Raw genomic sequence first — 26,305 nt, forward strand, 5'->3', positions numbered from 1 at the left:
GCTGCACAAGGGCCGCTGAAGGGGAACACCGCATGGACGACGCCGCCGCCAGGCCCGACACCTCGCTCGACCTGCTGCATCTCGCGGCAAACGCCCGCGCGCAGGGCAGGGGCGATCCCTTCGCCGCCCCGGCCCTGGCCATGGCCCTGGCGATCAGCCGCCGGATCGACGATGGCGAGCTGGACCTGCCCGCCCTCCGCGCCGCGCTCCGCCGGATCGGCGACATGGCCTTCGCGGACCGCGCCGCGCGGCTGGCGCGGCAGGTCGGCGGCACCGATCCGGAGGCGACGGACGCGGCGCTGATCGGGGTCGCCTCCCGCGCCGCGCGGCCCGACCCCGCCGACAGCCCCGTGCCTTTCGCCGCCTTCCGCACGGCCTGCGAGCGCCCCCGCGCGGCGGCGGTGTTCACCGCCCACCCCACCTTCTCCCTCCCGCGCGCGACCAACCGCGCGCTGGCCGAGGCCGCTTGCGGTGCGCCCGTTCCCGAGGGCCTGCCGCTGCGCCCCGTGCCGCCGGACCTGGAGGAGGAATTCTCCCAGGCGGTGGAGGCGATCACCAACGGGCGGGACGCGCTGGACCGGCTCTCCGCCGCCTTCCTCGGCGTCGCGCGGGAGATCTGGCCGGACCGCTGGCGCAGCCTGCTGCCCGCGCCCGTCATCCTCTCCTCCTGGGTCGGCTACGACACGGACGGGCGCACCGATATCGGCTGGCAGGACACGCTGCGGCTGCGGCTGCGGATGAAGGAGCTGGGCCTCGCGAGGCTTGAGGCGCAGGTCGCCGCCCTGCCGCCGGAGGGGGCGGAGCCGCTGCGGGAGCGGATCGCCCTCGCGCTGGAGGCCGTGCGCGCGCAGATCGCCGCCTGTCCCCCGCCCAATCCCTCCGGTGGCTCGCCGGAGCCGGAGGCCGCGCAGCGCTTCGCCCTCGCCCTCGTCGGGCGGCGGGAGGAGGCGCTGACGACGCCCGAGCCGCTGCTGGAACTCTTCGGCGGCGCCATCGCGGCCGCGCCGGACGATGCGGCGCGGCTCGCCCTGCTCGTCGCGCGCTCGGGGCTGGTGGGGCACGGGCTCTCCCTCGCCCACACGCATGTCCGGCTGAACTCGGCGCAGCTCCACAACGCGGCGCGGCTGCGCGTCCCGGCGCTCGGCGGCGCCCCCGATGACGCCGCCCGCCGCCGCGCGCTCTTCGGCGCCATCAACGCCGCGCTGGAGGAGGCGCGGCCGGAGCCGGTGGACACGGGCGGTCTGCTCTCGGAATCCGCCAGCGCCATGCGGCTGATGATGACGGTCGCGCAAATCGCCAAGCACATCGACGCCTCCCAGCCCGTGCGCTTCCTCGTGGCCGAGACCGAGAGCGGCTACACCCTGCTCTGCGCGCTGCTGCTCGCGCGGCTCTGCGGCGCGGAGCGGCACGTCGAGATCAGCCCGCTCTTCGAAACGGCCGAGGCGCTGGAGCGGCGCGGCGAGCGGGTGATCGAGGAGGCGCTGCGCTCGCCCCACTGGCGCGCCTATCTCAAGGGCATCGGGCGGCTCTGCCTGCAGTTCGGCTACTCCGATTCCGGCCGCTATGTCGGCCAGCCCGCGGCGAGCCACCTGATCGAGCGGCTGAAGCTGCGCGTCGCCGACCTTCTCGCGCGGCACGGGCTGGCGGATCTGGAGGTCGTGCTCTTCGACACGCATGGCGAGGGGCTCGGCCGCGGCGGGCACCCGGACGGGCTGGCCGCGCGCTTCGAGTACCTCGACCCCCCCGCGACCCGCGCCGCCTTCGCCGCGCAGCGCATCGCGACGCGGCTGGAGACGAGCTTCCAGGGCGGGGACGGCTACCAGCTCTTCGGCACGCGCGCCCTCGCCCAGGCGACGGTCGCGCGCATCGCCGAGCACGCCTTCGCGCCCTTGCCGGGAGAGATCACCGACCCCGTCTATGCCGAGGCGGGCTTCGCGGCCGATCTCTTCGCCGGGATGCGCGGCGCCATGGCGGGGCTGGTGGAGGATCCCGGCTATGCCGGGCTGCTCGGCGGCTTCGGCCCGGCGCTGCTGGACCGCACGGGGTCGCGCCCCGCGGCGCGGCAGAGCGACACGGGCGGGCCGGCGACGATCCGCCACCCGCGCGAGCTGCGCGCCATCCCGAACAACGCGGTGCTGCAGCAGCTCGGCTTCCTCGCCAACCTTACCCAGGGGCTCGGCGCCGGGGCGGCGCGGGAGCCGGAGGGCTTCGCCGACCTCCTGCGGAAGTCGCCGCGCTTCGCCGGCGCCATGGCCTTCGCGCGGGCGGGGCTCACCCTCTCGGATACGGAGGTGCTGCGCGGCTACGTCGCCTCCCTCGATCCCGGCATGTGGCTCGACCGCGCGGCGAATGCGCGCAACCCCTTCAACGCGACGGCGCTCGCGGCTGTGGCCACGGCGCTGGAGGAGCAGGGCCTGGGCGACCCCGTGCGCCGCGTCTTCCGCCGCCTGCTGGCCGACGACACCGCGCTGCGCGCCGCCTGGCCCGCGGAGGGCGAGCGGCCGCGCATGTCGGACCGCCTCTTCGCCGTCCACGCGCTGCGGCTGCTGCTGATCCACCGGATCTGGATGCGGGCGGTGAACATCCCGGAATTCTCCCCCCGCCACGGCGTGACGCGGGACGGGCTGCTGCGGCGCCTGCTGCGGCTGGACGTGGAGGAGGCGGCGAAGCTGCTCGACCAAGTCTTCCCCGCCCATGAGCCGCCGAGCGCGGCCCTGGACTACGGGGAGCCGCCCTCGCCGCGCCGCGCCGGCTACGGGCGCGAGCACGCGGAGCTGATGGAGCCGCTGCGCGAGCTCTTCGCGATGGTGCGGGAGGCCAGCGCGGTGGTCTCCCTCGAATGCGGGGCGCACGGCTAGGGCCGCCTCGCTTCCGCCACGCAAGCGGGCCAGACTGGAGGGGTGAATCCGCCCCCTCCCTTGCCGGGGGAGCGGCCCGCCGCGCGGCGGGCCGCCTTCCTCCTCCTCTGCCTCCTCGTCGCCGCGCCGCTGCTGGCGCTGCTGTGGCGCGTTCTCGCCTCCGGGGGATGGACGGGGTGGGAGGTGGCGATCGCCGTCCTCTACATCGGCACCCTGCCATGGACGGCGATCTGCGTGGCCAATGCCGCGATCGGCTTCGCCCTGCTCCTGGCGAAGCGGGACGCGCCGGCCTTCCTCGTCCCGCAGGTCGCGGCGCCGCCCCAGGAACCGACCGGGGGGCCGCCGCTCCGCACCGCCATCGCGGTTCCCATCCGCAACGAGCCGATGGAGGATGTCCTCCCGTCCCTCGCCCGGCTGCTGGACGGGCTGGAGGCGGTGGGGGAGGGGGAGCGCTTCACCCTCTGGCTCCTCTCCGACACGCGCGATCCCGTCCTCGCGGCTGCGGAGGACGCGGCCGTGGCGGGTTTCGCCGCGGCGCGGGCGGGCGGCATTCCCGTGCGCCATCGCCGCCGCGCCGAGGGCACGGGCTTCAAGGCGGGGAACGTGATGGAGTTCCTCGACCACCATGCGGGGGACCACGACCTCGCCCTCATGCTGGACGCGGATTCCGAGATGTCGGCCCCGGCCGTGCTGCGGCTTGTCAGGGCGATGCGGGCGGACCCGCGCCTCGCGCTGGTGCAGCAGCTCATCGCCGGCCGCCCCGCCGCCCGCGCCTTCCCGCGGCTCTTCCAGTTCGGGATGCGCGCGGGGATGCGCGCCTGGGCGATGGGGCAGGGCTGGTGGCAGCTCGATGACGGGCCCTACTGGGGCCACAACGCGATCCTCCGCATCGCGCCCTTCCGCGAGCACGCCCGCCTCGCCCCGCTGCCGGACGGGAGCGCGATCCTCTCCCACGACCAGGTGGAGGCGGTGCGGCTGCGCGCGGCCGGCTGGCGCCTGCGCTGCCTGCCCGACGACACCGGCAGCCTGGAGGGCAACCCGCCGGCACTGCCCGAATTCCTCGCGCGCGACGTGCGCTGGGGGGCGGGCAACATGCAGTACCGCCACCTCATCCTGCGCCCGGGATTGCGCGCCATGGGGCGATGGCAGCTCGCCCAGGCGATGCTGCTCTTCCTCTGCGCGCCGCTCTGGCTCGGCATCCTGCTGGCGGCCGTGGGCAACGCGGCCCTGGGCGGCGGGGCAGGAACGCCGATGGGGGCGCTGGCGGCGCTGGTGGGGCTCACCTGGCTCGCCAATGCCGCGCCGAAGCTGCTGGGCTACCTGGAGCTGCTGCTGCGCCCGGAGCGGGCGGCGGCTTATGGCGGGCGGGCGGCGGTGCTGCGGGGGATGGGGGCGGAGATCGTCTTCTCGCTGCTCATTGAGCCCGTGAGCCTGATGAACAAGGCCTTCGCCCTTCTCCGCCTCGCCCTCGGCGCGCGGGACGGATGGGCGCCGCAGAACCGGGCGGAGCGGGGCGTCGCCTGGGCGGATGCGGCGCGGCTGCTCCTGCCGCACACGCTTCTCGGCCTGGGCTGCGCGGCGGTGCTGGCCGGGGTTTCGCCAGGGGGGCTGCCGGTAGCGCTGCTGCTGGCGCTGCCCTTCCTCGCGGGGCCGGTGCTGGCGATCCCCCTCTGCGTCTGGACGGCCTCGCCCGGCCTCTCGGCCTGGCTGGTCCGCCACCGCGTCGCCGCCACGCCGGAGGAGCTGGCCGCGCTTCCCGCCGCGCGCCCCGAGGCGCCGGCACATCTCGCAGAGACGCCCGTCGCCGAGGCGGCCCACGCGCCGTGAAGGACCTCTCCGCCTTCGACCTCAACCTCCTGCGCGTCTTCGACGCCGTCGCGCGGGAGCGGCACGTCACCCGCGCGGCGGCGCGGCTGAACCTTTCCCAGCCCGCCGTCTCCAACGCGCTCAACCGGCTGCGCGCCTCGCTCGGGGACGAGCTGTTCCTGCGCGCGCCCGGCGGGGTGGAGCCGACGAGCCTGGCGCTCGCCCTCATGCGCCCGGTGGAGGAGATGCTGGACCGGCTGCAGGAGACGCTCGCCGCCACCGCCCCCTTCGACCCCGCGACGAGCGACCGCGTCTTCACCATCGCCTTCTCGGAATACGCGGAGGCCGTCCTCGCCCCGCCGCTCTTCGCGCGGCTGGCCACGGAAGCGCCGGGCATCCTCGTCGCGATCCGCCACGCCGACCGCACCAACGCCACCGCCCTGCTGGAGAGCAACGAGGCGCAGCTCGCCATCGCCATGCTGGCCGAGCCGGCCGCGCTCTACACCCGGCTCCGCCTGCTGCCCGAGGCCTTCACGATCCTCGCCCGCCCCGGCCACCCGCTGCTGGAGGGGGAGCTGACGGTGGAGCGCTACGTCTCCTTCCCGCACCTGCTGCACTCGCCCAACGGCTCGCGCGACGGGGCGATGGACCGGGTGCTGCGGGACCTCGGCCGCACGCGGAGGCTGGGGGCGGTGGTGGCCCATCTCTCCGCCGTGCCGGCGATCCTGCTAGGGACGGACATGGTGATGACCCTCTCCTCCCGCCTCGCGCGGCAGATGGCCGCGGCGCACGGGCTGGAGACCCTGGCCCTCCCCCCTGATGTGGCGGAGGCGACGCAGCACACCCGGCTCTCCATGATCTTCCACCGCCGCTTCGAGGCCGATCAGGGCCATGCCTGGCTGCGCCGCCTGCTGCTGGCGCTGGCGCGGGAGGTGGTGGCCGACATCCCGGCCGAGGGCGCGCGGGGCAGCCGGGCGGTGGCGGACTAGGAGCGGCAGCGACCGGAGAGGTTCGTTGCGGAGGATTTCGCTTGCCCGCGCCGTCCGCTTCCGTCCTAGCCTGAACGGCGACCCTGCACGGGGAGGCGCGCGATGGCGACCGGAGACGAGCCCCGTCCGGCACCCGGCCCGGACCGGCTATGGGCGGCGGGCGAGGCCTATGAGCCCTATGTCGGCCGCTGGAGCCGGCTCGTCGCGGCGAGGTTCCTCGGCCGGCTCGGCCTGGGGGCGGGGGCGCGTTGGCTCGATGTCGGCTGCGGCACCGGCGCGCTCACCGAGAGGATCCTCGCCCACCACGCGCCGGAAGCGGTCATCGGCATCGACCCCTCGGAGGGCTTCCTGGCCTATGCCCGCCGCCGCGTGACGGACCCTCGCGCCGGGTTCCTCCACGGCGACGCCCAGGCCCTGCCCGTCGGGGACGCCGCCTTCGACGCGGTGGTGAGCGGCCTCGTCCTCAATTTCGTGCCGGATGCGGGGAAGGTGGCCTCGGAGATGCGCCGCGCCGCGTGGCCGGGCGGGATCGTCGCGGCCTATGTCTGGGACTATGCGGAGGGCATGGGGATGATGCGCCGCTTCTGGGACGCGGCCGCGGCGCTCGACCCCGTGGGGGCGGGAGGGAAGGACGAGGCGCTGCGCTTCGCCCTCTGCCGGCCCGAGCCGCTGCAGGCCCTCTTTGCTGGGGCGGGGATGCGGGAGGTGGCGGTGACGGCGATCGAGGTGCCGACGGTGTTCCGCGACTTCGACGACTACTGGTCCCCCTTCCTGGCGGGCGGGGCGCCCGCGCCGGCCTACTGCCTGTCCCTCGATGAGGAGCGCCGCGCCGCGCTGCGCGACGCCCTGCGCGCCGCGCTGCCCGTCGGCGCCGATGGCAGCATCGCCCTCTCCGCCCGGGCCTGGGCGGTGCGAGGAACGGCCTGACGGCGCCCCGGCAGGTTTCTTTCGGGTTCGGCTGTCCGAAACGGCGCCTGCGGCGTTCCCCTCCACACCGCATCCCGGAGGAGCCCATGCGCGCGCCGATCCTCTCCCTTCTCGCCGTCCCCGCGCTCTGCCTCGGCCTTGCGGCCGGCGCCGGGGCCCAGACCACCTTCCAGGCCCCGTCCCGCCCGGCCGAGCAGCCCTCGGCGGCGAATCCCAACCCGAACAGCGCCACACCCCAGGCGCCGGACATGCAGACCTATGTCGGGATGCTCCAGCGCGCCTCGCGCGAGCTGCGGCAGGAGATTTCGCGCTCCGAGGGCGGGGCGCGGCCTACCCAGCCCGGCGCGGCCTCGCCGGACACGATCCAGCTCATGCAGAAGACGCGCGACGCCTGGCAGGTGGCCGAGCGCGCACCGCAGGGCCTCTCCGGCACGCCGGTCTATGACAACGCGATGCGTGAGATGAAGAATCGCTTCGCCGACATCGTGCAGGGCCACCCCGCCGTGCCGCACGGCCAGTCGCTCGATGCCGCGCGCGGCGTGCTCCAATCGCTGGAGACGCTGGAGCGGGCGGCGAGCACGGGTTCGACCGGGCAGCCCTCCTGAGAGGGGTGGGCTAGAGGCCGAGGCGGGCGGCGAGCGCGCCGAAATCCTCGGCCACCACGTTCCACTCCTCCTCCGGCGCCAGATCGGTGGCCTGCCCCGGCCCGTGCTCGGCCGGGCGCGGGACGAAGGCGGTGCGGAGCCCACATCGCCGCGCCGCCGCGAGGTCGCCGTTATGGGCGGCGACGAGGCAGACCTCCTCCGGCCGCATCGCCAGGATCTCGGCCGTGCGAAGATAGGCCTCGGGCGCCGGCTTGTAGGCCCGCGCCACCTCCGCCCCGAGGATCGCGTCCCAGGGCAGGCCGGCCCGCCTGGCCATGTCGATCATCAGGACGATGTTGCCGTTGGAGAGCGGGGCGATGATGTAGCGCGCCTTCAGTCGCGCGAGCCCCGCCACCGCGTCCGGCCAGGGGTCCAGCCGGTGCCAGGCGAGATTCAGCTCGTCCAGCTCCGCCGCGGGCAGGCCGGCGGGGTCGATGCCGAAATCGGGCAGCACGGCATCCAGGTTCTCCCGGTGCAGCACGTCCAGCCGGGTGAAGGGGCGGCGGCCGCTACGGACCTCCTCCATGGCGGGCTGGTAGCGCCGGCGCCAGGCATCGGCGAAGAGGGCGGGATCGGCGGAGCTGCCGTGGCGGGCGAGGAAGGGCGCGGCCTCCCGCGCGACGCCGCCGCGCCAGTCCACCACCGTGCCGAAGACGTCGAAGACGAGGGCGCGCACGCCGTCCAGGGGCATCGGGTTGGTCCTCATCCTCTCCGCCGGACGGGCGCGAGCCCTGTCCGCGGGGAGCCTAGGCCCAGGGACCGCGGCGGGTGAAGCCCCGCCCCGGCTGGCCCGCGGAGCGGCCCGCCGCCCCGTTCCATGGGCCGCGCCCGCCCGGCATCCGCCCCACCGGCATCCCGCCTGCCAGCTCCATCAGCGCCCGCACGCGGTTCTCCGTGCTGGGATGGGTGGAAAAGAGATTGTCCATCCGCGCGCCGGAGAGCGGGTTGACGATGAAGAGATGCGCGGCCGCCGGGTTCGCCTCGGCGGCGAGGTTCGGCAGGCCGCGCCCCGCCTCCAGCCGCTGCAGCGCGTTGGCGAGGCCGCGCGGGTGACCCGCGATCTCCGCCCCCAGCCGGTCCGCCTCGTACTCGCGGGAGCGGCTGATCGCCATCTGCACGAGCATCGCCGCCAGCGGCGCGACGATGATCGCCAGCAGCGCGCCGATGCCGCCGAGGGGGTTGTTGCGGTCCCGGTTGCCGAACAGCCCGCCGAACTGCGCCAGCATCCCGATCGCGCCGGCGAGGCCTGCCGTCATCGTCATGATCAGCGTGTCGCGGTTGCGGATATGGGCCAGCTCATGCGCGACCACCCCGGCCACCTCCTCCTCCGGCATCATCGCCAGCAGGCCGGTGGTGACGGCCACCGCCGAGTGATCGGGCGAGCGTCCGGTGGCGAAGGCGTTCGGCTGGTCCTCGTGGATGAGGTAGAGGGCCGGCATCGGCAGCCCCGCCCGCGCGGCGAGGCCCGCGACGAGGGCGTGCAACCGCGGGTTCTCCGCCGGCCCGATCGGCTCGGCACGGTGCATCCGCAACACCATCCGGTCCGAGTTCCACCAGGTGAAGGCGTTCATGCCTACGCCGAAGAGAAAGGCGATCAGCATTCCCTGCCGTCCGCCCAGCAGGAACCCCACCCCCGCGAAGAGGGCCACGAGGCCCGCCATGAGCACCGCGGTGCGCGCATAACCCGACACGGGACCCGTTCCTCCTCTGCCCCAGGCACCCTATCTGGGATGCATGACCGAGACCGACGAGACCAAGACCCAGCCCACCCCTCCGGCCGCCCAGCCGGCCGCCGCGCCGAAGCCCGAGGCGCCGAAGCTTCCCGAGATCGGCGGCCCGACCGGGCCGGAGCCGACGCGCTACGGCGACTGGGAGCGCAAGGGGCGCGTCAGCGACTTCTAGGACCCGCGCCCCACAGGGGCGACTGAGAACCGCGCCCGACGGGGCAGGGCCGCGGGGCGGCCCTGTCCGCCGGAGAATGCGGTGGCTAGATGCCGTGCTTGCCCAGCCCGGTCGTCTTGCGCTTCGTCTCCTCCGTCACCCCGTTGTCGGGCTCGGCGATCTCGTCCGGCTGGCCGGGGGCGTCACCCTCGGCGCCCTTCACCCTGATGTTCACCGGGCCGCCGGGCGCGTCCGGGCCGATGAAGTTGTTGTTGTCGCCCGGGCTCGGCTTGTACTGGTGCTCCGGCGACTTGTCGCGCGGGCGCGGCTCCGGGCCGCTGAAGCCGGTGGCGCTGGAGACGGCGTTCTCCTCGGGGAGGATGTGGGCGCCCTTCTTCTCTTCGCTCATGGACGTAGCTCTCTCCTGCCGGGTTCAGCAGGGAGAACGCCCGCTGCGCCGCAGGGTTGGACACGGCGCTACAACCCGAGCAGGTCCAGCGTGCGCTCCACCACCGCGCGCTCGTCATAGAGGGCGAGCGCCCGTTCCCGCCCGGCCGCGCCCATCCGGGCACGCAGCGCGGCGTCCCCGGCCAGGCGGTTCAGCGCCTCCGCCAGGGGCGCGACGGTGGCGGGAGGGACGAGGAGGCCGGTCCCCTCCACCACCACCTGCTCCCGCGGCCCGCGGATATCGGTGGCCACCACGGGCAGGCCCGTCAGCATCGCCTCGATCACCGACATGGGCAGGCCCTCGAAATGGCTGGGCAGGCAAAAGATGTCGGAGGCCGCCAGCACCCGCTCGGTGTCGTGGCGGTAGCCCAGGCGGCGCAGCCGGGGGCCGAGGGCCTCCGCGGCGCGGGCGAAGTCGGGCTCGAGATCCGCGCCGTGGTCGCTGGCCAGCCGCTCCCCCACCACCCAGAGCGTCGCGCCGGGGACGGATTCCATGGCCCGCAGCAGTTCCGGATAGCCCTTGTGCCGCACGAGGCGGGAGAGGGCGGTGACCACCACCTCATCCGGCGCGGCGCCGATCTCGGCGCGCAGGGCCGCGCGGGCCTCCGCATCCGGGCGGAAGCGCGCGGGGTCGCGCCCGTTGCGGGCGGCGACGGGGTGGGGGTGGATGCGGAGGCGCCTCGCGTCCCGCGCCTCCTCCTCGCTGACGGTCAGGAAGGTGTCGGTCAGCCGCCCGCCCAGCCATTCCACGGCCAGGGAGAGGGCGCGGCGCCAGGGGCGGCCGGGCTGGTTGAAGAGGAAGCCGTGCACCGTATAGGCCGTGCGCGGCACCCCCTCCATCCGGGCCGCGACCCGGGCCAGCAGGCCGGAGATGGGAAAATGCGCGTGGACGAGATCCGGCCGGATATCCCGGACCACGCGGCGCAGGGCGCGGAAGGCGCGGAGGTTCGCGCCCGGCGAGAAGCTGCGCGCCATGGGCACGGGGAGGACGGTGAAGCCCTCCGCCCGCGGCAGGTCCAGCAGCGGCCCCTCGGCGCAGGCGGCGAAGACCTCGTGCCCCCTCGCGCGGGCGCCGCGCATCAGGGGCAGGATGAAGTGGCGCAGCGCGAAGTCGACATTGGCGACGAAGAGGACGCGCACCCCTAGCCCCGGGTGAAGCGCGCGACGAAGAAGCCGTCCATCCCGCCCCGCTCGGCCCAGAGGTCCGGCCGGGTGCGGAGCGCGCCCTCCCCGGTGATCGCGCCCTCCAGCCCCGGCACCTCCTCCGGCCGCACGGGATCGGGGCGCAGGCCGAGGGCGGCGGCGCGGGCGAGATGGGCCTCCCCCTCCTCCGGCTGGAGGGAGCAGGTAGCAACGACCAGCCGCCCGCCGGGGGCGAGCAGCCCCGCCGCCGCCTCGATCAGCCCGGCCTGGGTGGCGGCGAGCTTCGGCACGTCCTTCTGCCGGCGGAGATGGGCCACCTCCGGGTGCCGGCGGATGGTGCCGGTGGCGGTGCAGGGAGCGTCCAGCAGCACGGCGTCGAAAGTGCCCCCGCGCTCGGCGGCCCAGGGGATGGCGTCGGCGACGACCATCTCGGCCTCCATCCGCAGGCGGGCGAGGTTCTCGCCCAGGCGCTTCGCCCGCTGCGCGTCCCTCTCCACCGCCGTCACCTTCGCGCCGGTGGCGACGAGCTGCGCGGTCTTGCCGCCCGGCGCGGCGCAGAGATCGGCCACGCGCGCGCCGGGGGAGGGGGCGAGAAGGCGCGCGGGGAGGCTGGCGGCGGCGTCCTGCGCCCAGAAGCCGCCCTCGGCGAAGCCGGGAAGTTCCGTGATGCGGGTGCCGGCGGGCAGGCGGGCCGTGCCGTTGGGCAGGATTTCCGCCCCCTCCGGCGCGGCGGTGCCGGGGGCGAGGGAGAGGTCCAGCGGCGCCGGGCGGGTGTGCGCCTCGGCGATGGCGCGGACCTTCGGGCCATAGGCCGCGTGCCAGGCGGACCAGAGCCAAGCCGGCGTGTCCAGCCGCGCCCCGTCCAGCCCCTCCAGCGCCGAGGGACCGTCGGCGGCCACCTTCCGCAGCACGGCATTCACCAGCCCGGAGAAGGGCTTGGGGGCGAGGGCCACCGCACTGGCCACGGCGGCATGGGCCGGGGTGCCGAGAAGCAGCAGCTCCGCCGCGCCGATCCGCAGCGCCTGCATCGCCGGGGGGGAGGGCTCGCGCCGGAGATAGGGCTCCAGCACCGCGTCGATGCTGCCGAGGCGGCGCAGCACGGCGGCGGCGATGCGGTGGGCCGCGGCCTTGTCGCGCGGCTGGATGCGGGCGGGCAGGGCGTCCAGCGCCTCGTCCAGCGCGCGGCGGCGCTCCAGCACGGCGGAGAGAAGGGAGAAGGCGGCGGAGCGGGTGGGATTCATGGGCATGCCCGCGCGACTTGGCGCATTTCGCGCCCGATGTGCAGCCCCCTTCAGCGCCCCCTCTTCAGCGTGTTGGGGCGGCGGTTTCCCTCGCGCGCGCCCGGAAGAGCAGCATCAGGCCGGAAAGGGTGAGCACTCCGCCCGCGAGATCCGCCCAGCCCAGCACCTCCCCCAGCGCCGCCCATCCGATGACGGCGGCCACCGGCGGGGCCATGAGCTGCAGCGCGGCGGCGGTGGAGGGCGGGAAGCGCCGGAGCATGACGAAGAACAGGGCGTAGCCGCCGATGCCGACCACCGTGACGCTGTAGGCGAGGCCGAGCAGCACGCGGTCGCTGGCGGCGGCGGGCGGCGCGCCCTCCAGCACGAGGGCGAGGACCAGCAGCAGCGCGGCGCTGACGAGGCTCTGCCCCGCGCTGGCAGACCAGAGATCCACCCGCCCCCGCGCCGGGGCGAAGACGAGCAGCCCCGCCGCCTGGGAGACGGCGCCGAGCAGGGCGAGCGCCACGCCCAGCGCCTCCGCCATCCCCTGCGCCCCGCCGAAATGCCCGGCCAGCCGCGCCCCGCCGAGCACCGCCACCCCCGCCCAGCCCAGCGCCAGCCCTGCCCAGGCCATGGGGGAGGGGCGCCGGCCGAGGAACACGGCCTCGCCCAGCGCCACGACGAGCGGGGTGGAGGCGGTGATGAGCGCGACCAGGCCGGAGGGGATGAGCGCCATGGCCCACCAGGAAAGGGCGAGATAGCCCCCGGTGCCGAGCAGCCCCATCAGCGCCACCCGCCCCAGGTCCCCCCGGCCGGGCCAGCGGGAGCGCGTGGCGCGGGCGATGATGAGCAACAGCGGCGCGGTGAGGACGAAGCGCAGGGCCAGCGCCCAGAAGGGCGGCCATTCCAGCACCACCAGCCGCGCCGCGTTGAAGGCCGAGCCCCAGATGAGGACGAAGGCGACCGCGAGGGCGAGGTCGGCGGGCTTCATTCCCGCCCTGCCCGGCCCTCGATGCGCGCCAGCAACGCGGCCTGCGCGGCTTCCAGCCGGGCCACCATCAGCCCGATCCGCCCGATGGCCAGCAGGCTGAGCGCCGAGACCGCCCCCGCCGCGGCATAGAGGATGCGCGCGCGGGACCATTCGGGCCCGAGCAGGGGCGTGCCCTGCAGCGCCAGCAGCGCGCAGCCGAGCAGGGCGAGAAGGCTCACGCCCTGGAGGAAGCGGAACAGCATCAGGCCGGGACCTTCACGCGGGGACCATCAGGCAAGACCGGGGCCGTGTCCGTAGGACTGCTCCGGCGTCGCATGGGCCTCGGCGACGCCGCCATTCGGCTCCAGCTCCGCCCGGCCGCGGCGCGCGAGGGCGGCCTCCAGCGTGTTCTCCAGCAGGCAGGCGATGGTCATCGGGCCGACGCCGCCGGGAACGGGGGTGATCCACCCCGCGCGCTCCCGCGCCGCCTCGAACTCCACGTCGCCCGTCAGCTTGCCCTCCGCCGTGCGGTTGATGCCGACATCCACCACCACGGCGCCGGGCGCGATCCAGTCGCCGCGCACGATCCCCGCGCGTCCCACCGCCGCGACCAGCACCTCGGCCCGCCGGCACTCCTCCGCGATGTCGCGGGAGCGGGAGTGCAGCATCGTCACCGTGGCATCGGCCGCCAGCAGCAGCGCGGCCATCGGGCGCCCGACGATGGCGCTGCGCCCGAGCACCACGGCGCGCGCCCCGGAGAGCTTCACCCCGGCCTCGGCCAGGAGGTGCATCACCCCCTTCGGCGTGCAGGGCACGAGGCCGGGCAGGCCGGCGGCGAGGCGGCCGGCATTGACGGGGTGGAAGCCGTCCACGTCCTTGGCGGGGTCCACCGCCTCCAGCACCTTCTGGGGGTCTATGTGCTTCGGAAGCGGGAGCTGGACGAGGATGCCGTCCACCGCGGGGTCGGCGTTCAGCCGGCGCACGGTGGCGAGCAGCTCCGATTCGGGCACGTCCTCGGGCAGGAGGATCGTCTCGCTGTCGAAGCCCGCCTCCTTCGCCGCCCGGTCCTTCGAGCGGACATAGACGACGCTGGCGGGATCGTCCCCCACCCGCACCACCCGCAGGCCGGGGCGAAAGGACAGCCCCGCCACCCTCTCCCCCAGCCCGGCGCGGAGGCGCGCGCCGACCGCCTTCCCGTCGAGAATGCGCGCCGTCATCTCAGGCGGCGAGCCGCCAGAGGGCGGGGAAGACGGTGACGTTGAGGAAGATCCGCAGCGCCTGCAGCAGCAGGATCAGCACCAGCGGCGAGAGGTCCACACCGCCGAGATCGGGCAGGATGCGCCGGATCGGCCGCAGCGCGGGCTCCGTCACCCGCCAGAGGAAGTCGCCGATGGACCAGACCAGGCGGTTGCGCGTGTCCAGCACGTTGAACGCCGTGAGCAGGCTGAATACTGCCGCGATGATCAGCAGCCAGATGTAGATGCCGATCACCTGATCGACCAGCCAGAAGATCGCTGTCATCCCTGCCCCCGAAGCCGCCGCGCGCCCCTTGGCGCACCCTGGCGGGCGTTGTGTATGGCCCATGCCATGCCTCGTCCAGCCGGGCACGCAAGCGGGCGCTTGACGCCGGGCACGGGGCAGGGAATAAGCCCGCCACGCGCGCCGGTCCCCAAGCCTGCGCGAAGGTGGTTAAGGGGCTGTAGCTCAGTTGGGAGAGCGCGTCGTTCGCAATGACGAGGCCAGGGGTTCGATTCCCCTCAGCTCCACCATCCCCTCCTTTCTGAACCCCTCCTCAGCCCTGCGCATCCGCGGCGAGGACGAGCACGCCGCCCTCAAGGCGCAGTTCCACCCTCTCGAGCGAATCTCCCGCGCAGGGGCCTGAGACGCAGAACCCGTCCTCCACCCGGAAGCGCGCGCCATGCGCCGTGCAGACGAGGTGCCGCCCCTCGCGGTCGAGGAAGCGGTCGGGCAGGCTCTCCAGCGGCAGGCCGAGATGCGGGCAGGAATTGAGATAGGCGCGGACCTCCCCGCCTCGGCGGAGGACGACGAGGCCGTAGTCGCCGCCGGGCGGGGGCGGGAAGCCCCGCGCCCCGTTCTCCGGGATCTCCTCCGGCCGGCAGAGGGCCTGCCCGCCCGTCAAAGCCCCGCCATCTCCGAGATCACGGCCCAGTGCTCCGCCGAGACCGGCACGATGGAGAGACGCGACTGGCGGATGAGGGCGAGGCCGTCCAGCCGCGGCTCGGCCTTCATGGCGGCGAGGGTGACCGGCCGCGGCACGGGGCCGACCGTGCGCATGTCCACGCAGCACCAGCGTCCCGTCTCGTCGCTGGGGTCGGGATAGGCCTCGCGCGCGACCTCGACGATGCCGACGATCTCCCGCCCCTCGTTGGAGTGGTAGAAGAAGGCCCGGTCGCCCACCCGCATGTCGCGGAGGTTCCTCGCCGCCTGGGCGTTCCGCACCCCGGTCCAGGGCTCCACCCCGTTCGCCACCTGCTGGTCCCAGGAGAAGGCGTCGGGCTCGCTCTTCACCAGCCAGAGGGCGGTCACGCCACCCGCGCCCCGTCGCGGAACACCTCGCGGAAGGCGTGGACGGTCTGGGTGGCGAAGACATCGGCCTCCCAGAAGGGATCGGCCCGAGCGAAGTCGCGGGCGGTCTCCAAGTCCGGCTGCTCGGTCACCACGATGCTCCCGCGCTGCTTGCCCTCCTCGTCCAGCAGGGGGCCGACATAGCGGAGCCGCGGCCCGGCGGCCTCCAGCCACACCAGGTGCTTCGGCCGGGCGGCGAGCCGGCGCTCCAGCGCGTCCGGCTTGTCGTAGCTCACGATGGCGAACAGCACGTCGATCCCCCTTCGCCCGGCGAATCGGTGCCGGGGCGCGGGGGGAAGTGGTGCAGCGCCGTTGCGCCCGGCGCAACCGGGGCTTGTTGCGTCCGGCGCTGGGCGGGGTTCAGCCTGGGGTGGGGTCGTGATGGACGCGGCGGAGGCGGAAGGCGAGGCCGACCAGCAGCGCCCCGCCGACCACGGCCTGGATGGCCACCACCCAGATCAGCGTGAGCAGCCCCGGCCCCGGCGCGGCTGCCAACCACAGCCCGACCGCGATGCCGAGCGCGCCCCAGAGCCCGAGCAGCCAACTCCCGCTGCGCCAGGCCAGCACGATGCGGAACGCCCCGGTGACGACCGACCAGGCGGCGACCAGCAGCACGAGGGCGATGGCCGAGGCGATCGGCATCATCAGCAGCAGCGCTGCGGCGAGGAGGGAGAGCAGCCCGTCCAGCCACATCCAGCCGCTGCCCGGCCGCGCCCCCGCGGGCTGCGCCATGCCGGCCGGGGCCGAGCGGCCCGTGACCGCGTGCCAGAGGGTGAAGGCGCCATCGAGCGCGAGCCAGGCCGCGAGCGTGCCGAGGATGACGGCCAGTCCCAGCCCTGGGGCGAGGAAGGCGAAGATTCCGAAGAGGATCGAGACGATCCCGCGCAGGAGAAGCAGCCACCAGCCGGAGGCAAGGGCGCGGATCACGCGGAACCGCCCCTCGGCCGGGGCGGGAAAGGTGGAGGCGGACAAGGCGGGCGCTCCGATCGGGTTGCGCCGTTGCAGCGGCCGAGCCCTTCCAAGGTTTCGCCGGCGGCTCCAGCCTCGTAGCGGCCGGGTCGTCGGAAAGCCTGTGGTGCACTTGGGTATGAAGGCCGTGGCCGCGTCGTAAAGGGAGCGACCCCAGGGGGACTGGCTTGCGGGATCCGCCTCCGGATCCGCCACGGCTTCTATTCAGGATAGACGGCTCAGCCGGGCGAAGGTTTCGCCCTCTCCCCACTTCGCCCGGCATGATGCCCGTCGGTGACACGAGAGGCACGGCCCGGACAAGGCTCCGGCGGCCCTTGCGGGCCGCCGGCCGGTGTTCCAGCCCCGCTGGCGCGGGGCGGAGGCTGTTCCCGAAGGGGTCAGGCCCGCGAGCGGCCCGCGACCATGCGGTAGATCACCAGCACGATGACCGCGCCGACGACTGCCCCGATGAGGCCCGCGCCCTCGCCGGCCCGGTACCAGCCGACGGCCTGGCCGAGATAGGTGGCGACCAGCGCGCCGACGATGCCGAGGACAGTGGTGATGATGAAGCCGCCCGGATCGCGGCCGGGCATCAGCAGCTTGGCGATGGCGCCCGCCACGAGTCCGATGATGATGGTCCAGATGATCGACATGAAGCGGTGCTCCCGATGCTTGTAACAGCAGCAGCGCGGGCTTCCGGTGCCGGTTTCATCCGGGGGTCATCCAGCGCGGTGTAGAGGCTTTCGGGCTACAGAATGCATGGGGCGGGAGAGAGGGGCTGACCGCGCCGGACCGCGACATTACGCGGGCGAGAACACTTTGCTCCCCTGCCCAGCTGGGATAGGCTGGGGACGGCTTCCAAAAAGCTCAGTCAGGGGAAGAAGAATCCCAAATCGCCCCTGCGTCTTGAGATCGTTGCAATCGTCGAAATTATGTGACATACGATTCAACTGTCGATTGGTGTAAACCTTCACTTCTCCGTGAGATATTGGCCTTGGATGTCGAGGCGCCATGGAGGCTGTCATGGACGAAGTTGCTGCGGACCCGGCCACCCGTATCGTGGCCGCACTCGAGAAAATCGCCGCCTCTGCCTATGAGGAGGGGTTCGGCCACGCGGCCGCGTCGATCTGCGCCCTGGCCGATGTGCTGGCCGCCACCCAGTTCGCCTCGCCCCGGCCGGGCGCGATGTTGCCCTTCTCGCTGCCCGCGGCCGAGTAGCCGGGACCGGCTCCCGGCCGGTCACCCCGGAGAGCCGACCCGCTGCGTCGCCCGCGCCTGACATCCGCCGCGCGGCGCGCTGCCCTGGCCTGCCGGGGCCGCGCCCGTGGATACATGGCGATACCGAACGCCTCCCCTTCGCCGCACTCCTGTCGCGACCCTGCCCGGTTCCGGGCGCTTCTTCCCGTGAGCGGCGCCATTCCGGCGCGCCGCGGAGAGGAGGCAGTCATGCCGAACATCCCCAAGGGCCCCCGTGCCTGGGCCCGCGCCCTCATCCTCGGCGGGCTGCTCGGCGCCCCCGCCCTGGCGGCGATCCCGGCCGCGGAGGCTCGGCCCGTCCCCGCCCTCGCGGCCGCGGAGCGAGCCGAGGCGCCGCTCGTCGCCGTGCAATGGGGGCCGCCGCGGCACTACAACGGCCCGCGCCACTGGCGCCGCCCGCCGCCGCCCCCGCCACACTGGCGCCAGCACCGCGCCTGGCACCGCGGCTACCCGCCGCCTCCGCCGCGCGGCCCCTACTACCGCCCGTATTACCGGCGCTGATGAGGGGTGGATGGGGTGCCTGCCGTTCCGGCCCCCATCCGTCGCATCCTTGCGACAGGGGAACGGGTGAAAAATGGAACGGCCCCCTTCAAGGACCCCATCCCGGCCTTGACGCCTCGGGGAAGCCGGGGACGATGCGCCTCATAAGGGCCATGCCCCCGGAGGACCCGTCGCCATGACCGACCATTCGCTGATTGCCGTGAAGCCCGAGATAGCCGCCGGCAGCCACGCCGATGCCGAGCGCCTCGGCGCCATGGTCGCCGAGGCCCGGCAGGACCCCGAGGGCTTCTGGAAGCGGGAGATGAACCGCCTCTCCTGGATGCGCGCGCCGACCCGGATCAAGAACACGAGCTTCGAGGGCGACGTCTCGATCAAGTGGTTCGAGGACGGGGTGCTGAACATCACCGAGTCCTGCCTCGACCGCCATGTCGAGGGCGGGCGCGGCGACCAGGTGGCGATCATCTGGGAAGGCGACGACCCCAATAGCGACGAGAAGGTCACCTACACCCAGCTCCTGCAGCGCGTCTGCCGCCTGGCGAACGCGATGAAGAAGCTCGGCGTCCGCCGCGGGGACCGGGTGACGATCTACCTGCCGATGATCGTGGATTCCGCGGTGGCCATGCTCGCCTGCGCGCGCCTGGGCGCCGTCCACTCCATCGTCTTCGGCGGCTTTTCCCCGGACAGCCTCGCCAGCCGCATCCAGGACTGCGAGAGCACCCTCCTCATCACCGCCGACGAGGGCCGGCGCGGCGGCCGCAGCGTGCCGCTGAAGGCAAATGCGGACGAGGCGCTGAAGACCTGCCCGACGGTGCGGAACGTCATCGTCGCGAAGAACACGGGCAATGCCGTGGCGATGCAGGACGGCCGCGACCACGACTGGGCGACGCTCTGCGACGCCGAATCCGCCGAATGCGCGCCCGAGCCGATGGGCGCCGAGGACCCGCTCTTCATCCTCTACACCTCCGGCTCGACCGGGAAGCCCAAGGGCGTGCTGCACACCACCGGCGGCTACGGCGTCTGGGCCGCCTTCACCCACCAGCTCGTCTTCGACTACCGCCCGGGGGAGGTCTACTGGTGCACGGCCGATGTCGGCTGGGTGACGGGCCACACCTACATCGTCTACGGCCCGCTCGCGAACGGCGCGACGACGCTGATGTTCGAGGGCGTGCCGAACTGGCCGGATTCCAGCCGCTTCTGGCAGGTGATCGACAAGCACAAGGTGAACATCTTCTACACGGCGCCCACCGCCATCCGCGCGCTGATGCGCGAGGGCGAGGGGCCGGTGAAGAAGACCTCCCGCGCCTCGCTCCGCATCCTCGGCTCCGTGGGCGAGCCGATCAACCCGGAGGCCTGGCTCTGGTACTACCGCGTGGTGGGCGACGAGCGCTGCCCGATCGTGGACACCTGGTGGCAGACCGAGACGGGCGGCATCCTCATCGCCCCGCTGCCCGGCGCGGTCGCGCAGAAGCCGGGATCCGCCACCCTGCCGCTGCCCGGCGTCTTCCCCGCCCTAGTGGACAATGACGGCAACCTCGTCGAGGGGGCCGCGGAGGGCAACCTCGTCATCACCGACAGCTGGCCCGGCCAGATGCGCACCGTGTTCCGCGACCACGAGCGCTTCGTGCAGACCTACTTCTCCACCTTCCCCGGCAAGTACTTCACCGGGGACGGCGCGCGGCGCGACGAGGACGGCTACTACTGGATCACGGGCCGGGTGGACGACGTGCTGAACGTCTCCGGCCACCGCATGGGCACGGCCGAGATCGAGAGCGCGCTGGTGGCCCATCCGAAGGTGGCCGAGGCCGCCGTCGTCGGCATGCCGCACGAGATCAAGGGCCAGGGCATCTACGCCTATGTCACGCTGAAGATGGACGAGGAGCCGAGCGAGGCGCTGCGCAAGGAGCTGGTGGCCTGGGTGCGCAAGGAGATCGGCCCGATCGCCAGCCCCGATGCCATCCAGTGGGCGCCGGGCCTGCCCAAGACCCGCTCGGGCAAGATCATGCGCCGCATCCTGCGCAAGATCGCGGCCAACGAGACGGACAGCCTGGGCGACACCTCGACGCTCGCCGACCCGACGGTGGTGCAGGACCTCATCGGCAACCGGGTGGGCTGAGCGCCCCGGCGCAGGGCGGCCGCCCTAGCCGCCCGGCGCGACCCTTTCGAGCAGGGCGGCGAGCCCGCGGGCCTCGGCCGCCCCCAGCCCCGCAGTGATCCGGCCCTCATGGGCCTGGAGGAGAGGGCGGAGCCGCTGGAGCATTGCCACCCCTTCCGGGGTGGGATGCAGGCCGAGGCTGCGGCGGTCCGCGCCGTCGCGCCGCTCCAGCAGCCCCTTCGCCTCCAGCCGGTCGAGCAGCGGCGCGGCGCGGGACCGGCCATGGCCCATAGCCTCGGCGAGATGGGCCGGCGCGATGCCCGGATTGGCCTCCACGATCGAGAGGGCTGCCAGGAGCGGCGGCGTGAAGTCGTGGGGCCGCAGCGCCTCCTCCAGGTCGCGGATGACCCGGCGATAGGCCCGCTTCAGCCCGTAGGAGACCGTGCCGGAGAGCAGGCCAGAACCGTTCTGGCCCTCGTCATTGTTCAATTGTTGAACCTTTCGTCGCGCGCTGCCAACATCCGGCAAAACGGAGGCAGCGGCCATGCGCGTGATCATTTCCGGCGGCGGGATCGGCGGCCTGACCCTCGCCATGGCACTGCACGAGGCCGGGATCGGCGTCGAGCTGCACGAGGCCGTCCCGATGCCGAAGCCGCTCGGCGTCGGCATCAACCTCCTGCCCCATGCGGTGCGTGAGCTGACCGAGCTGGGCCTGGGCGAGCGCGTGCTGGCCGCCGGCGTGCCCACGCGCGAGCTGCTCTACGCCACCCGGCGCGGCGAGGAGGTCTGGCGCGAGGATCGCGGCCTCGCCGCCGGCTATCGCTGGCCGCAGGTGAGCATCCACCGCGGCACGCTCTTCATGCTGCTGCTGGAGGCCGCGCGGGAGCGGCTGGGGGATGCCATCCATCTCGGCTCCCGCGGCGTCGGCGCGGAATCCGATGCGGAGGGCGCCACGCTGCATCTCGAGGGCGGCGGCCGGGTCCGCGGCGACGCGGTGGTGGCCGCCGACGGCATCCACAGCGCCATCCGCGCGAGCTGGCACCCGCATGAGGGCGCCCCGCGCTGGAACGGCAGCCTCATGTGGCGGGCCGTGGCCGAGCATCCCGGCTATCTCACCGGCCGCACCATGGTGCAGGCGGGGAACAGCGACCTGAAGTTCGTCTGCTACCCCATCCGCGAGGCCACGGCCGACCGCCCCGCCCTCGTCAACTGGATCGCCGAGCGGCGGATGGACCCCGACACCCCCTGGGCGCGGGAGGACTGGAACCGCCCCGGACGCATTGAGGACTTCCTGCCTGATTTCGCGGGATGGGAATGGCCCTGGCTCTCCGTGCCCTCCCTGATCCGCGCCGCCCCGGCCGTCTGGGAGTTCCCGATGGTGGACCGAGACCCCCTGCCGGAATGGACGCGCGGCCGGGTGACGCTGCTCGGCGACGCCGCGCATCCCATGTACCCCATCGGCTCCAACGGCGCCTCCCAGGGCATCCTGGATGCCCGCACCCTGGCCTTCCACCTGGCGACGGAGGGCGAGGCCGTGGCGGGGCTGCGCGCCTACGAGGCGGCGCGCCGCCCGGCCACCTCGGCCCTGGTCCAGGCCGCGCGGGGGCAGGGGCCCGACCTCGTGCTGGACCTCGCGGACCGGCGCGCGCCGGACGGCTTCGAGGCCGCCGGCGGGCGCGAGGCCGTGCTGCCTCTGGCGGAGCTGCAGGAGATCGCCGCGGGCTACAAGCGCAAGGCCGGGTTCGATCCCGTGCTGCTGAACGCGCGGCCGAGCCTGTCCGCCCGGCTGGGCTCCGCCCCGACGCCGACGGGGCTGGCCGGGGCGGCTTAAGGGGCCGTTGACGAATCGCGCCTACCTTCGCCCCAGGCGGAACCCTGGGCAAGTGGAGGGCGTGCTTGCGACATACGGCGCCGGACACGCCGGCCCCGGACTCCGTTCCCGCGCGGCCCCTCGCCACTTCCCGCATTCGCGCGCGGCTGAGGACGCGGCTGAGGGCCCTCGCGGAACTGAAGCTCGACCTGGCGATCATCGCCCTGATCCTCGCGATGCTCTGGGGCGCCATCGGCGTGTGGCTCGACGAGGAGAGGGTGCGGATCGAGCACGGGGCGGAGCAGGCCGCCGCCAACATCGCGGGCGCGGCCGAGCAGGGGGTCTCCCGCACCATCGACGCGATCGACCACCGCCTTCGCATGGCACGGGACACCTATGCCCGCGATCCCGCCGGCTTCTCGACGGACCTGATCTCCGGTGGCCGCTACAGCGACGGCATGGTGGTCCAGCTCGCGGTCATCGACGCGGCGGGGCGCCTCGTCTTCACCAATCTCGGGCCCGCGGACGGCACGCTCAGCCTCGCGGACAGGCCGCATTTCCGCGTCCACCTGGAGCGGAGCGAGGACTTTCTCTTCATCAGCGTGCCCGTGCTCGGCCGCGTCTCCGGCCGCTGGACGGTGCAGTTCACGCGCAAGATCCTCGGGCCGGACGGCAGCTTCGCCGGCGTCGTCGTCTGCTCGCTCGATCCCTACTGGTTCACGCAGTTCCACGAGCTGCTCGACTTCAGCGGCACCATGCTCCTGCTGGGGAAGGACGGCGTCGTGCGCGCGGCCGCGCCGGACGGGGCGCTGCTCGGGCAGAACATCTCGGACACGCCGCTGGGCCGGGCCGCCGTCGGTGCGGTCTCGGGCAGCCTGCGCATGCCCGCGATGGAGGGCGCGGCGGAGCAGATCGTCAGCTTCCGCCAGATGCGCAACCACCCCATCGCGGTCGCGATCGGGATGGAGACCGCCCCGCTCGCCGGGAGCTACCGGCGCATCCTGCTCGGCACCCTCTCGGTCGGCGGGGGGCTGACGGTGCTGGTGCTCGCCGCCGGCGCGCTGCTGATCCGCAACAAGCGCCGCCTCCTCCTCTCCCGACAGGTGCTCCGGCACGCGATTGAGAACCTCGACCAGGGTCTCGTCATGGTGGACCGGGATGGCCGGATCGTGCTGCGCAACAGCCGCTACCTCGCCCTGCTGGACCTGCCGCCCGAAATGGCGGAGCCGGGGGCCGAGCACGCCCGAATCATCCACTGGCAGGCGCGGCAGGGCGAGTTCGGGGAGGGCGGCAGCGACCTCGACTTCGCCCGCTGGATCGCCTCCTCCGGATTGAAGGAGGGGCGGGGCGTCTGCCTGAGGGAGCGCGTCCGCCCGGACGGGCGGGTGCTGGAGGCCCGGCACCGCTTCCTGGCCGAGGGCGGGATGGTCAGCACCTTCACCGACATCACGGAGCGCCGCCGCGCCGAGGCCGAGGTGCGGCACCTCGCCCATCACGACACCCTCACCGACCTTGCCAACCGAGTCCTGCTGGAGCAGCGCCTGACGAAGGCGCTGGAGGCGGCGGAGCGGAGCGGCGGGTCGGTCACGGTGCTTTGCATCGATCTCGACCGCTTCAAGTCGGTCAACGACGCGCTCGGCCATGCCGCGGGCGACGAGCTGCTGCGGCAGGTGGCGGGGCGGCTGCGCGGCCTGGCCCAGCCAGCCGACATCGTCTCCCGGGTGGACGGGGACGAGTTCGTCCTCGTGCGGCCGGGCCTCTCGGAGCCCGGCGACGCCGCGGCGCTGGCCGAGAGCATCCTCTCCGCCATCCGGCTTCCCTGCGACTACCAGGGGGCCGCCGTGAGTCTCGAAGCCTGCGCCGGCATCGCGATCTCCCCGGGAGACGGGGCGACGGTCGCCGCCCTGCTGGCGAATGTGGAGACCGCGCTGCACCGCGCCAAGGATGCCGGACGCGGCGCCACCAGCTTCTTCGAGCCGTCGATGGAGGCGCGGCTGCGCGAGCGCGACCGGATGGAGCGGGACCTGCGCGCCGCCCTGTCGGGGAGTGGGCTGTCCGTTCACTTCCAGCCGCTGCATGCCTGCGCCACGGGCGAGGTCACGGCCTTCGAGGCCCTCGTCCGCTGGAACCACCCCGAGCGCGGCGCGATCCCCCCGGCCGAGTTCATCCCGGTGGCGGAGGAGAGCGGGCTGGTCCTGCAACTCGGGGAGCGGGTGCTGCGGGAGGCCTGCGCGGCCGCGGCGGGCTGGGAGCGGCCCTGCACCGTCGCGGTCAATCTCTCGCCCCTGCAGTTCCGGCGCGGCAACCTGCCGCTCATCGTGGCCGAGGCCCTCGCCACCACCGGCCTGTCCCCCTCGCGGCTCGAGCTGGAGGTGACGGAAAGCCTGCTGATCGAGGATGCAGAGGGCGTGCTGAAGGCGATGCGCTCGCTCAAGGCGCTGGGGGTCAGGCTGGCGCTCGACGATTTCGGGACCGGCTATTCCAGCCTCAGCTATCTCCGCCGCTTCCCCTTCGACAAGCTGAAGATCGACAAGTCCTTCGTGCAGTCCATCGGCGCCGATCCGGGAGGGCGCGCCATCGTGGAGGCGATCATCGCCATGGCGCGCAGCCTCCAGCTCCGGACGACGGCCGAGGGGGTGGAGACGCAGGAGCAGCTCGACTACCTCCGCCGCCAGGGCTGCGACGAGGTGCAGGGCTTCCTGCTCGGCCGTGCCATGGCCGGGAGTGCTATCCCGGACTTCCTCGGCCATCCCGCCCCGGCCTGACAGGAGGCGCAGGCCCCGGCGCGGCCCGCATCCCCGATCCGCGCCGCCGGGGGTGGCATCCCCGGCCCGGGCGCCGCACGATGCCCGGGCATGTCTGCCCCGCCCGATACCCAGGCCCGCACCCGCCGCCTGATCACCCTCTACGGCCTCACGGCCTTCACCACCTCGCTCTCCTCCCGCAGCCTGGACCCCATCCTGCCCGAGATCGCGCGGGACTTCGCGGCGGCGACGGACCAGGTAGCCCTCCTCGCCTCGGCCTTCGCGCTGCCCTACGCGTTGATCCAGCCCTTCCTCGGCCCGGTCGGGGACGCGCTGGGCAAGCGGCGGATCATCGGGCTCGCCACGCTGCTGACGGGCCTCGCCCTCGTCGCCTGCGCGCTCACCCCCTCCCTCGGCCTTCTCTTCGGCTTCCGCGCCCTGGCCGGGGCGGCGGCGGGGGGGATCTATCCACTCGTCATCGCCACCTTCGGGGACCGGGTGCCGCTGGAAGGGCGGCAGGTGGCGCTCAGCCGGCTGCTCGCCTTCAGCACGGCGGGGCAGATCGCGGGCGGCGTTGTCTCGGGGCTGGTGCACGGGCTGGTGGACTGGCGCGGCATCATCGGCGGCGGCGCCGTAGCGGTGCTGGCCATGGGGCTGGTGCTGTGGTGGGACCTCCGGCGGGAGCCCGACCCGCCGCCGGGCCGGCTGGACGCCGCCGCGGCCGTGCGTCGCTACGGCGAGATCATGCGGCTGCGGATGGCGCGCATCCTCTACGCCTCCGTCGCGGCGGAGGGGCTCTTCGTCTTCGGCCTCTTTCCCTATCTCGCGGCGCTGGTGGCGGGGTGGGGGCTGGGCGGGCCGGCCCAGGCGGGGCTGGCCATCGGCGCCTTCGGCGCCTCGGGCGTGGCCTACACCTTCATCGCCGGCCCGATGCTCACCCGCGTCGGGCTGCCGGCGATGCTGCGCGTGGCGGGGGTGCTGGCGGGGCTCGGCTTCGCCGGCATCGCCTGGGCGGGCTGGCTGGCGGCGGCGGGGGAGGGCGTGCTCGGGGTGCTGCCGGTGGTGCTCGGGATGTTCCTGATCGGGCTGGGCTACTTCACCATGCACAACTCCCTCCAGACGCGGGTGACGGAGGTGGCCCCCCGGGCCCGCGGCTCGGCGGTGGCGCTGCACGCCTTCTCCTTCTTCGTGGGGCAGTCGCTCGGCCCCCTTCTCTTCGGGGCTCTCCTCGCGGGGCTGGGGGCAGTGGCGTCGCTGCTGGTCAGCGGCACGGCGATGCTGGCGCTCGGGCTCATCCTGTCACGCGTGCTGCGGCGGCCGGCGGCGTAGTCCGGGGCCCGCGCCCGTCCGCAAGCCGGCCCCTTCCCGGGCGCGGTTCCCGGCCCCCATGGCGGCGCGGCCCGACTTCCCCGCTGCGCAACCCGCGGCCGCCAACGCTGCGCAACCCGCTGCCATCACCGCGGCGTAACCCGCCCTGCCTCA

26 protein-coding genes, 1 tRNA gene and 1 pseudogene are annotated in these 26,305 nt (G+C 73.9%); 13 read left to right on the forward strand and 15 right to left on the reverse strand.

The annotated features are described in order from the left end of the window. The first annotated feature begins 32 nt into the window (after window positions 1-32). The 5 genes from FHS87_RS00300 to FHS87_RS00320 all read left to right on the forward strand — a co-directional run bounded on the left by FHS87_RS00300 (window position 33) and on the right by FHS87_RS00320 (window position 7,185). Window positions 33-2,858 (forward strand): phosphoenolpyruvate carboxylase, encoded by a 2,826-nt coding sequence (locus FHS87_RS00300; RefSeq protein WP_184512657.1) that lies wholly within the window; start codon window positions 33-35, stop codon window positions 2,856-2,858. Between the two features lie 42 nt (window positions 2,859-2,900). Continuing rightward, the gene (gene mdoH / locus FHS87_RS00305) at window positions 2,901-4,685 is read left to right on the forward strand and encodes a glucans biosynthesis glucosyltransferase MdoH (protein ID WP_312861826.1); all 1,785 of its coding nucleotides are present in this window, start codon (window positions 2,901-2,903) and stop codon (window positions 4,683-4,685) included. After that, window positions 4,682-5,653, forward strand: coding sequence for a LysR family transcriptional regulator (locus FHS87_RS00310; RefSeq protein WP_184512659.1), 972 nt, complete (start codon window positions 4,682-4,684; stop codon window positions 5,651-5,653). The genes mdoH and FHS87_RS00310 overlap by 4 nt, the downstream gene beginning before the upstream one ends. A 102-nt stretch (window positions 5,654-5,755) precedes the next feature. Beyond that, a complete protein-coding gene (locus FHS87_RS00315) occupies window positions 5,756-6,580 on the forward strand; it encodes a class I SAM-dependent methyltransferase (RefSeq protein ID WP_184512661.1) in 825 nt (274 codons plus the stop codon). 86 nt (window positions 6,581-6,666) lie between these two features. Beyond that, window positions 6,667-7,185 carry a hypothetical protein gene (locus FHS87_RS00320; protein ID WP_184512663.1) on the forward strand — a complete coding sequence of 173 codons (519 nt, stop codon included), beginning with the start codon at window positions 6,667-6,669 and terminating at the stop codon, window positions 7,183-7,185. Window positions 7,186-7,195: 10 nt separating this feature from the next. On the opposite strand, the gene FHS87_RS00325 is transcribed toward FHS87_RS00320, so the two are convergent. Both FHS87_RS00325 and htpX read right to left on the reverse strand, forming a co-directional pair. Further along, entirely contained in the window at window positions 7,196-7,930 is a 735-nt protein-coding gene (locus FHS87_RS00325; protein WP_246417704.1) for a haloacid dehalogenase type II, read from the reverse strand. A 40-nt stretch (window positions 7,931-7,970) separates the two neighbouring features. Next, window positions 7,971-8,915, reverse strand: coding sequence for a zinc metalloprotease HtpX (gene htpX, locus FHS87_RS00330; protein ID WP_184512666.1), 945 nt, complete (start codon window positions 8,913-8,915; stop codon window positions 7,971-7,973). A gap of 43 nt (window positions 8,916-8,958) precedes the next feature. Between htpX and FHS87_RS00335 the strand changes: the two genes are divergently transcribed. Then, window positions 8,959-9,126 carry a DUF1674 domain-containing protein gene (locus FHS87_RS00335; RefSeq protein ID WP_184512668.1) on the forward strand — a complete coding sequence of 56 codons (168 nt, stop codon included), beginning with the start codon at window positions 8,959-8,961 and terminating at the stop codon, window positions 9,124-9,126. Between the two features lie 85 nt (window positions 9,127-9,211). Here the strand turns inward: FHS87_RS00335 and FHS87_RS00340 are convergent, their stop codons facing one another. The 7 genes and pseudogenes from FHS87_RS00340 to FHS87_RS00370 all read right to left on the reverse strand — a co-directional run bounded on the left by FHS87_RS00340 (window position 9,212) and on the right by FHS87_RS00370 (window position 14,406). Next, window positions 9,212-9,514 (reverse strand): hypothetical protein, encoded by a 303-nt coding sequence (locus tag FHS87_RS00340; RefSeq protein ID WP_184512670.1) that lies wholly within the window; start codon window positions 9,512-9,514, stop codon window positions 9,212-9,214. Between the two features lie 68 nt (window positions 9,515-9,582). Further along, window positions 9,583-10,692 (reverse strand): glycosyltransferase family 4 protein, encoded by a 1,110-nt coding sequence (locus tag FHS87_RS00345; RefSeq protein WP_184512672.1) that lies wholly within the window; start codon window positions 10,690-10,692, stop codon window positions 9,583-9,585. 2 nt (window positions 10,693-10,694) lie between these two features. Then, complete coding sequence (locus tag FHS87_RS00350; protein WP_184512674.1) at window positions 10,695-11,942, reverse strand: RsmB/NOP family class I SAM-dependent RNA methyltransferase; 1,248 nt, start codon at window positions 11,940-11,942, stop codon at window positions 10,695-10,697. 58 nt (window positions 11,943-12,000) lie between these two features. Then, the gene (locus FHS87_RS00355) at window positions 12,001-12,906 is read right to left on the reverse strand and encodes a DMT family transporter (RefSeq protein WP_184512676.1); all 906 of its coding nucleotides are present in this window, start codon (window positions 12,904-12,906) and stop codon (window positions 12,001-12,003) included. Next, window positions 12,903-13,148: a hypothetical protein gene (locus FHS87_RS00360; RefSeq protein WP_184512678.1), complete on the reverse strand. Its 246-nt coding sequence runs from the start codon at window positions 13,146-13,148 to the stop codon at window positions 12,903-12,905. The genes FHS87_RS00355 and FHS87_RS00360 overlap by 4 nt, the downstream gene beginning before the upstream one ends. Window positions 13,149-13,265: 117 nt before the next feature. Continuing rightward, window positions 13,266-14,102 (reverse strand): annotated as a pseudogene (gene folD, locus FHS87_RS00365) (bifunctional methylenetetrahydrofolate dehydrogenase/methenyltetrahydrofolate cyclohydrolase FolD); the annotation flags it as partial. A 1-nt stretch (window position 14,103) separates the two neighbouring features. Further along, a complete protein-coding gene (locus FHS87_RS00370) occupies window positions 14,104-14,406 on the reverse strand; it encodes a YggT family protein (protein WP_184512682.1) in 303 nt (100 codons plus the stop codon). Window positions 14,407-14,578: 172 nt separating this feature from the next. Here FHS87_RS00370 and FHS87_RS00375 point away from each other — a divergent pair. Continuing rightward, window positions 14,579-14,654: transfer RNA gene (locus FHS87_RS00375), tRNA-Ala, on the forward strand. A 23-nt stretch (window positions 14,655-14,677) separates the two neighbouring features. On the opposite strand, the gene FHS87_RS00380 is transcribed toward FHS87_RS00375, so the two are convergent. From FHS87_RS00380 to FHS87_RS00400, 5 genes are all read right to left on the reverse strand, one after another. Then, window positions 14,678-15,025: a Rieske (2Fe-2S) protein gene (locus FHS87_RS00380; RefSeq protein ID WP_184512684.1), complete on the reverse strand. Its 348-nt coding sequence runs from the start codon at window positions 15,023-15,025 to the stop codon at window positions 14,678-14,680. Continuing rightward, entirely contained in the window at window positions 15,022-15,432 is a 411-nt protein-coding gene (locus FHS87_RS00385) for an EVE domain-containing protein (RefSeq protein ID WP_184512686.1), read from the reverse strand. The genes FHS87_RS00380 and FHS87_RS00385 overlap by 4 nt, the downstream gene beginning before the upstream one ends. After that, window positions 15,429-15,722 (reverse strand): YciI family protein, encoded by a 294-nt coding sequence (locus tag FHS87_RS00390; RefSeq protein WP_184512688.1) that lies wholly within the window; start codon window positions 15,720-15,722, stop codon window positions 15,429-15,431. The genes FHS87_RS00385 and FHS87_RS00390 overlap by 4 nt, the downstream gene beginning before the upstream one ends. 109 nt (window positions 15,723-15,831) lie before the next feature. Continuing rightward, the gene (locus FHS87_RS00395; protein WP_184512690.1) at window positions 15,832-16,443 is read right to left on the reverse strand and encodes an HdeD family acid-resistance protein; all 612 of its coding nucleotides are present in this window, start codon (window positions 16,441-16,443) and stop codon (window positions 15,832-15,834) included. Between the two features lie 374 nt (window positions 16,444-16,817). After that, window positions 16,818-17,072: a GlsB/YeaQ/YmgE family stress response membrane protein gene (locus FHS87_RS00400; protein WP_184512693.1), complete on the reverse strand. Its 255-nt coding sequence runs from the start codon at window positions 17,070-17,072 to the stop codon at window positions 16,818-16,820. A gap of 370 nt (window positions 17,073-17,442) precedes the next feature. Between FHS87_RS00400 and FHS87_RS00405 the strand changes: the two genes are divergently transcribed. From FHS87_RS00405 to acs, 3 genes are all read left to right on the forward strand, one after another. Continuing rightward, a complete protein-coding gene (locus tag FHS87_RS00405) occupies window positions 17,443-17,637 on the forward strand; it encodes a hypothetical protein (RefSeq protein WP_184512694.1) in 195 nt (64 codons plus the stop codon). A 228-nt stretch (window positions 17,638-17,865) separates the two neighbouring features. Next, window positions 17,866-18,177, forward strand: coding sequence for a hypothetical protein (locus FHS87_RS00410; protein WP_184512697.1), 312 nt, complete (start codon window positions 17,866-17,868; stop codon window positions 18,175-18,177). 175 nt (window positions 18,178-18,352) lie between these two features. After that, a complete protein-coding gene (acs, locus tag FHS87_RS00415; RefSeq protein ID WP_184512699.1) occupies window positions 18,353-20,290 on the forward strand; it encodes an acetate--CoA ligase in 1,938 nt (645 codons plus the stop codon). Window positions 20,291-20,314: 24 nt separating this feature from the next. Here the strand turns inward: acs and FHS87_RS00420 are convergent, their stop codons facing one another. Then, complete coding sequence (locus FHS87_RS00420; RefSeq protein WP_184512701.1) at window positions 20,315-20,758, reverse strand: MarR family winged helix-turn-helix transcriptional regulator; 444 nt, start codon at window positions 20,756-20,758, stop codon at window positions 20,315-20,317. A 55-nt stretch (window positions 20,759-20,813) separates the two neighbouring features. Here FHS87_RS00420 and FHS87_RS00425 point away from each other — a divergent pair, with 55 nt between their 5' ends. From FHS87_RS00425 to FHS87_RS00435, 3 genes are all read left to right on the forward strand, one after another. After that, window positions 20,814-22,100, forward strand: coding sequence for a flavin-dependent oxidoreductase (locus FHS87_RS00425; RefSeq protein ID WP_184512703.1), 1,287 nt, complete (start codon window positions 20,814-20,816; stop codon window positions 22,098-22,100). A 65-nt stretch (window positions 22,101-22,165) separates the two neighbouring features. Further along, window positions 22,166-24,844, forward strand: coding sequence for a bifunctional diguanylate cyclase/phosphodiesterase (locus FHS87_RS00430; RefSeq protein WP_184512705.1), 2,679 nt, complete (start codon window positions 22,166-22,168; stop codon window positions 24,842-24,844). A 90-nt stretch (window positions 24,845-24,934) separates the two neighbouring features. Beyond that, window positions 24,935-26,152, forward strand: a complete 1,218-nt coding sequence (locus FHS87_RS00435; protein WP_184512707.1) for an MFS transporter — start codon at window positions 24,935-24,937, stop codon at window positions 26,150-26,152. Window positions 26,153-26,305: the final 153 nt, after the last annotated feature.

The sequence above is a fragment of the Muricoccus pecuniae genome (genome assembly GCF_014199205.1).
GTDB classification, from domain to species: Bacteria; Pseudomonadota; Alphaproteobacteria; order Acetobacterales; family Acetobacteraceae; genus Roseomonas; species Roseomonas pecuniae.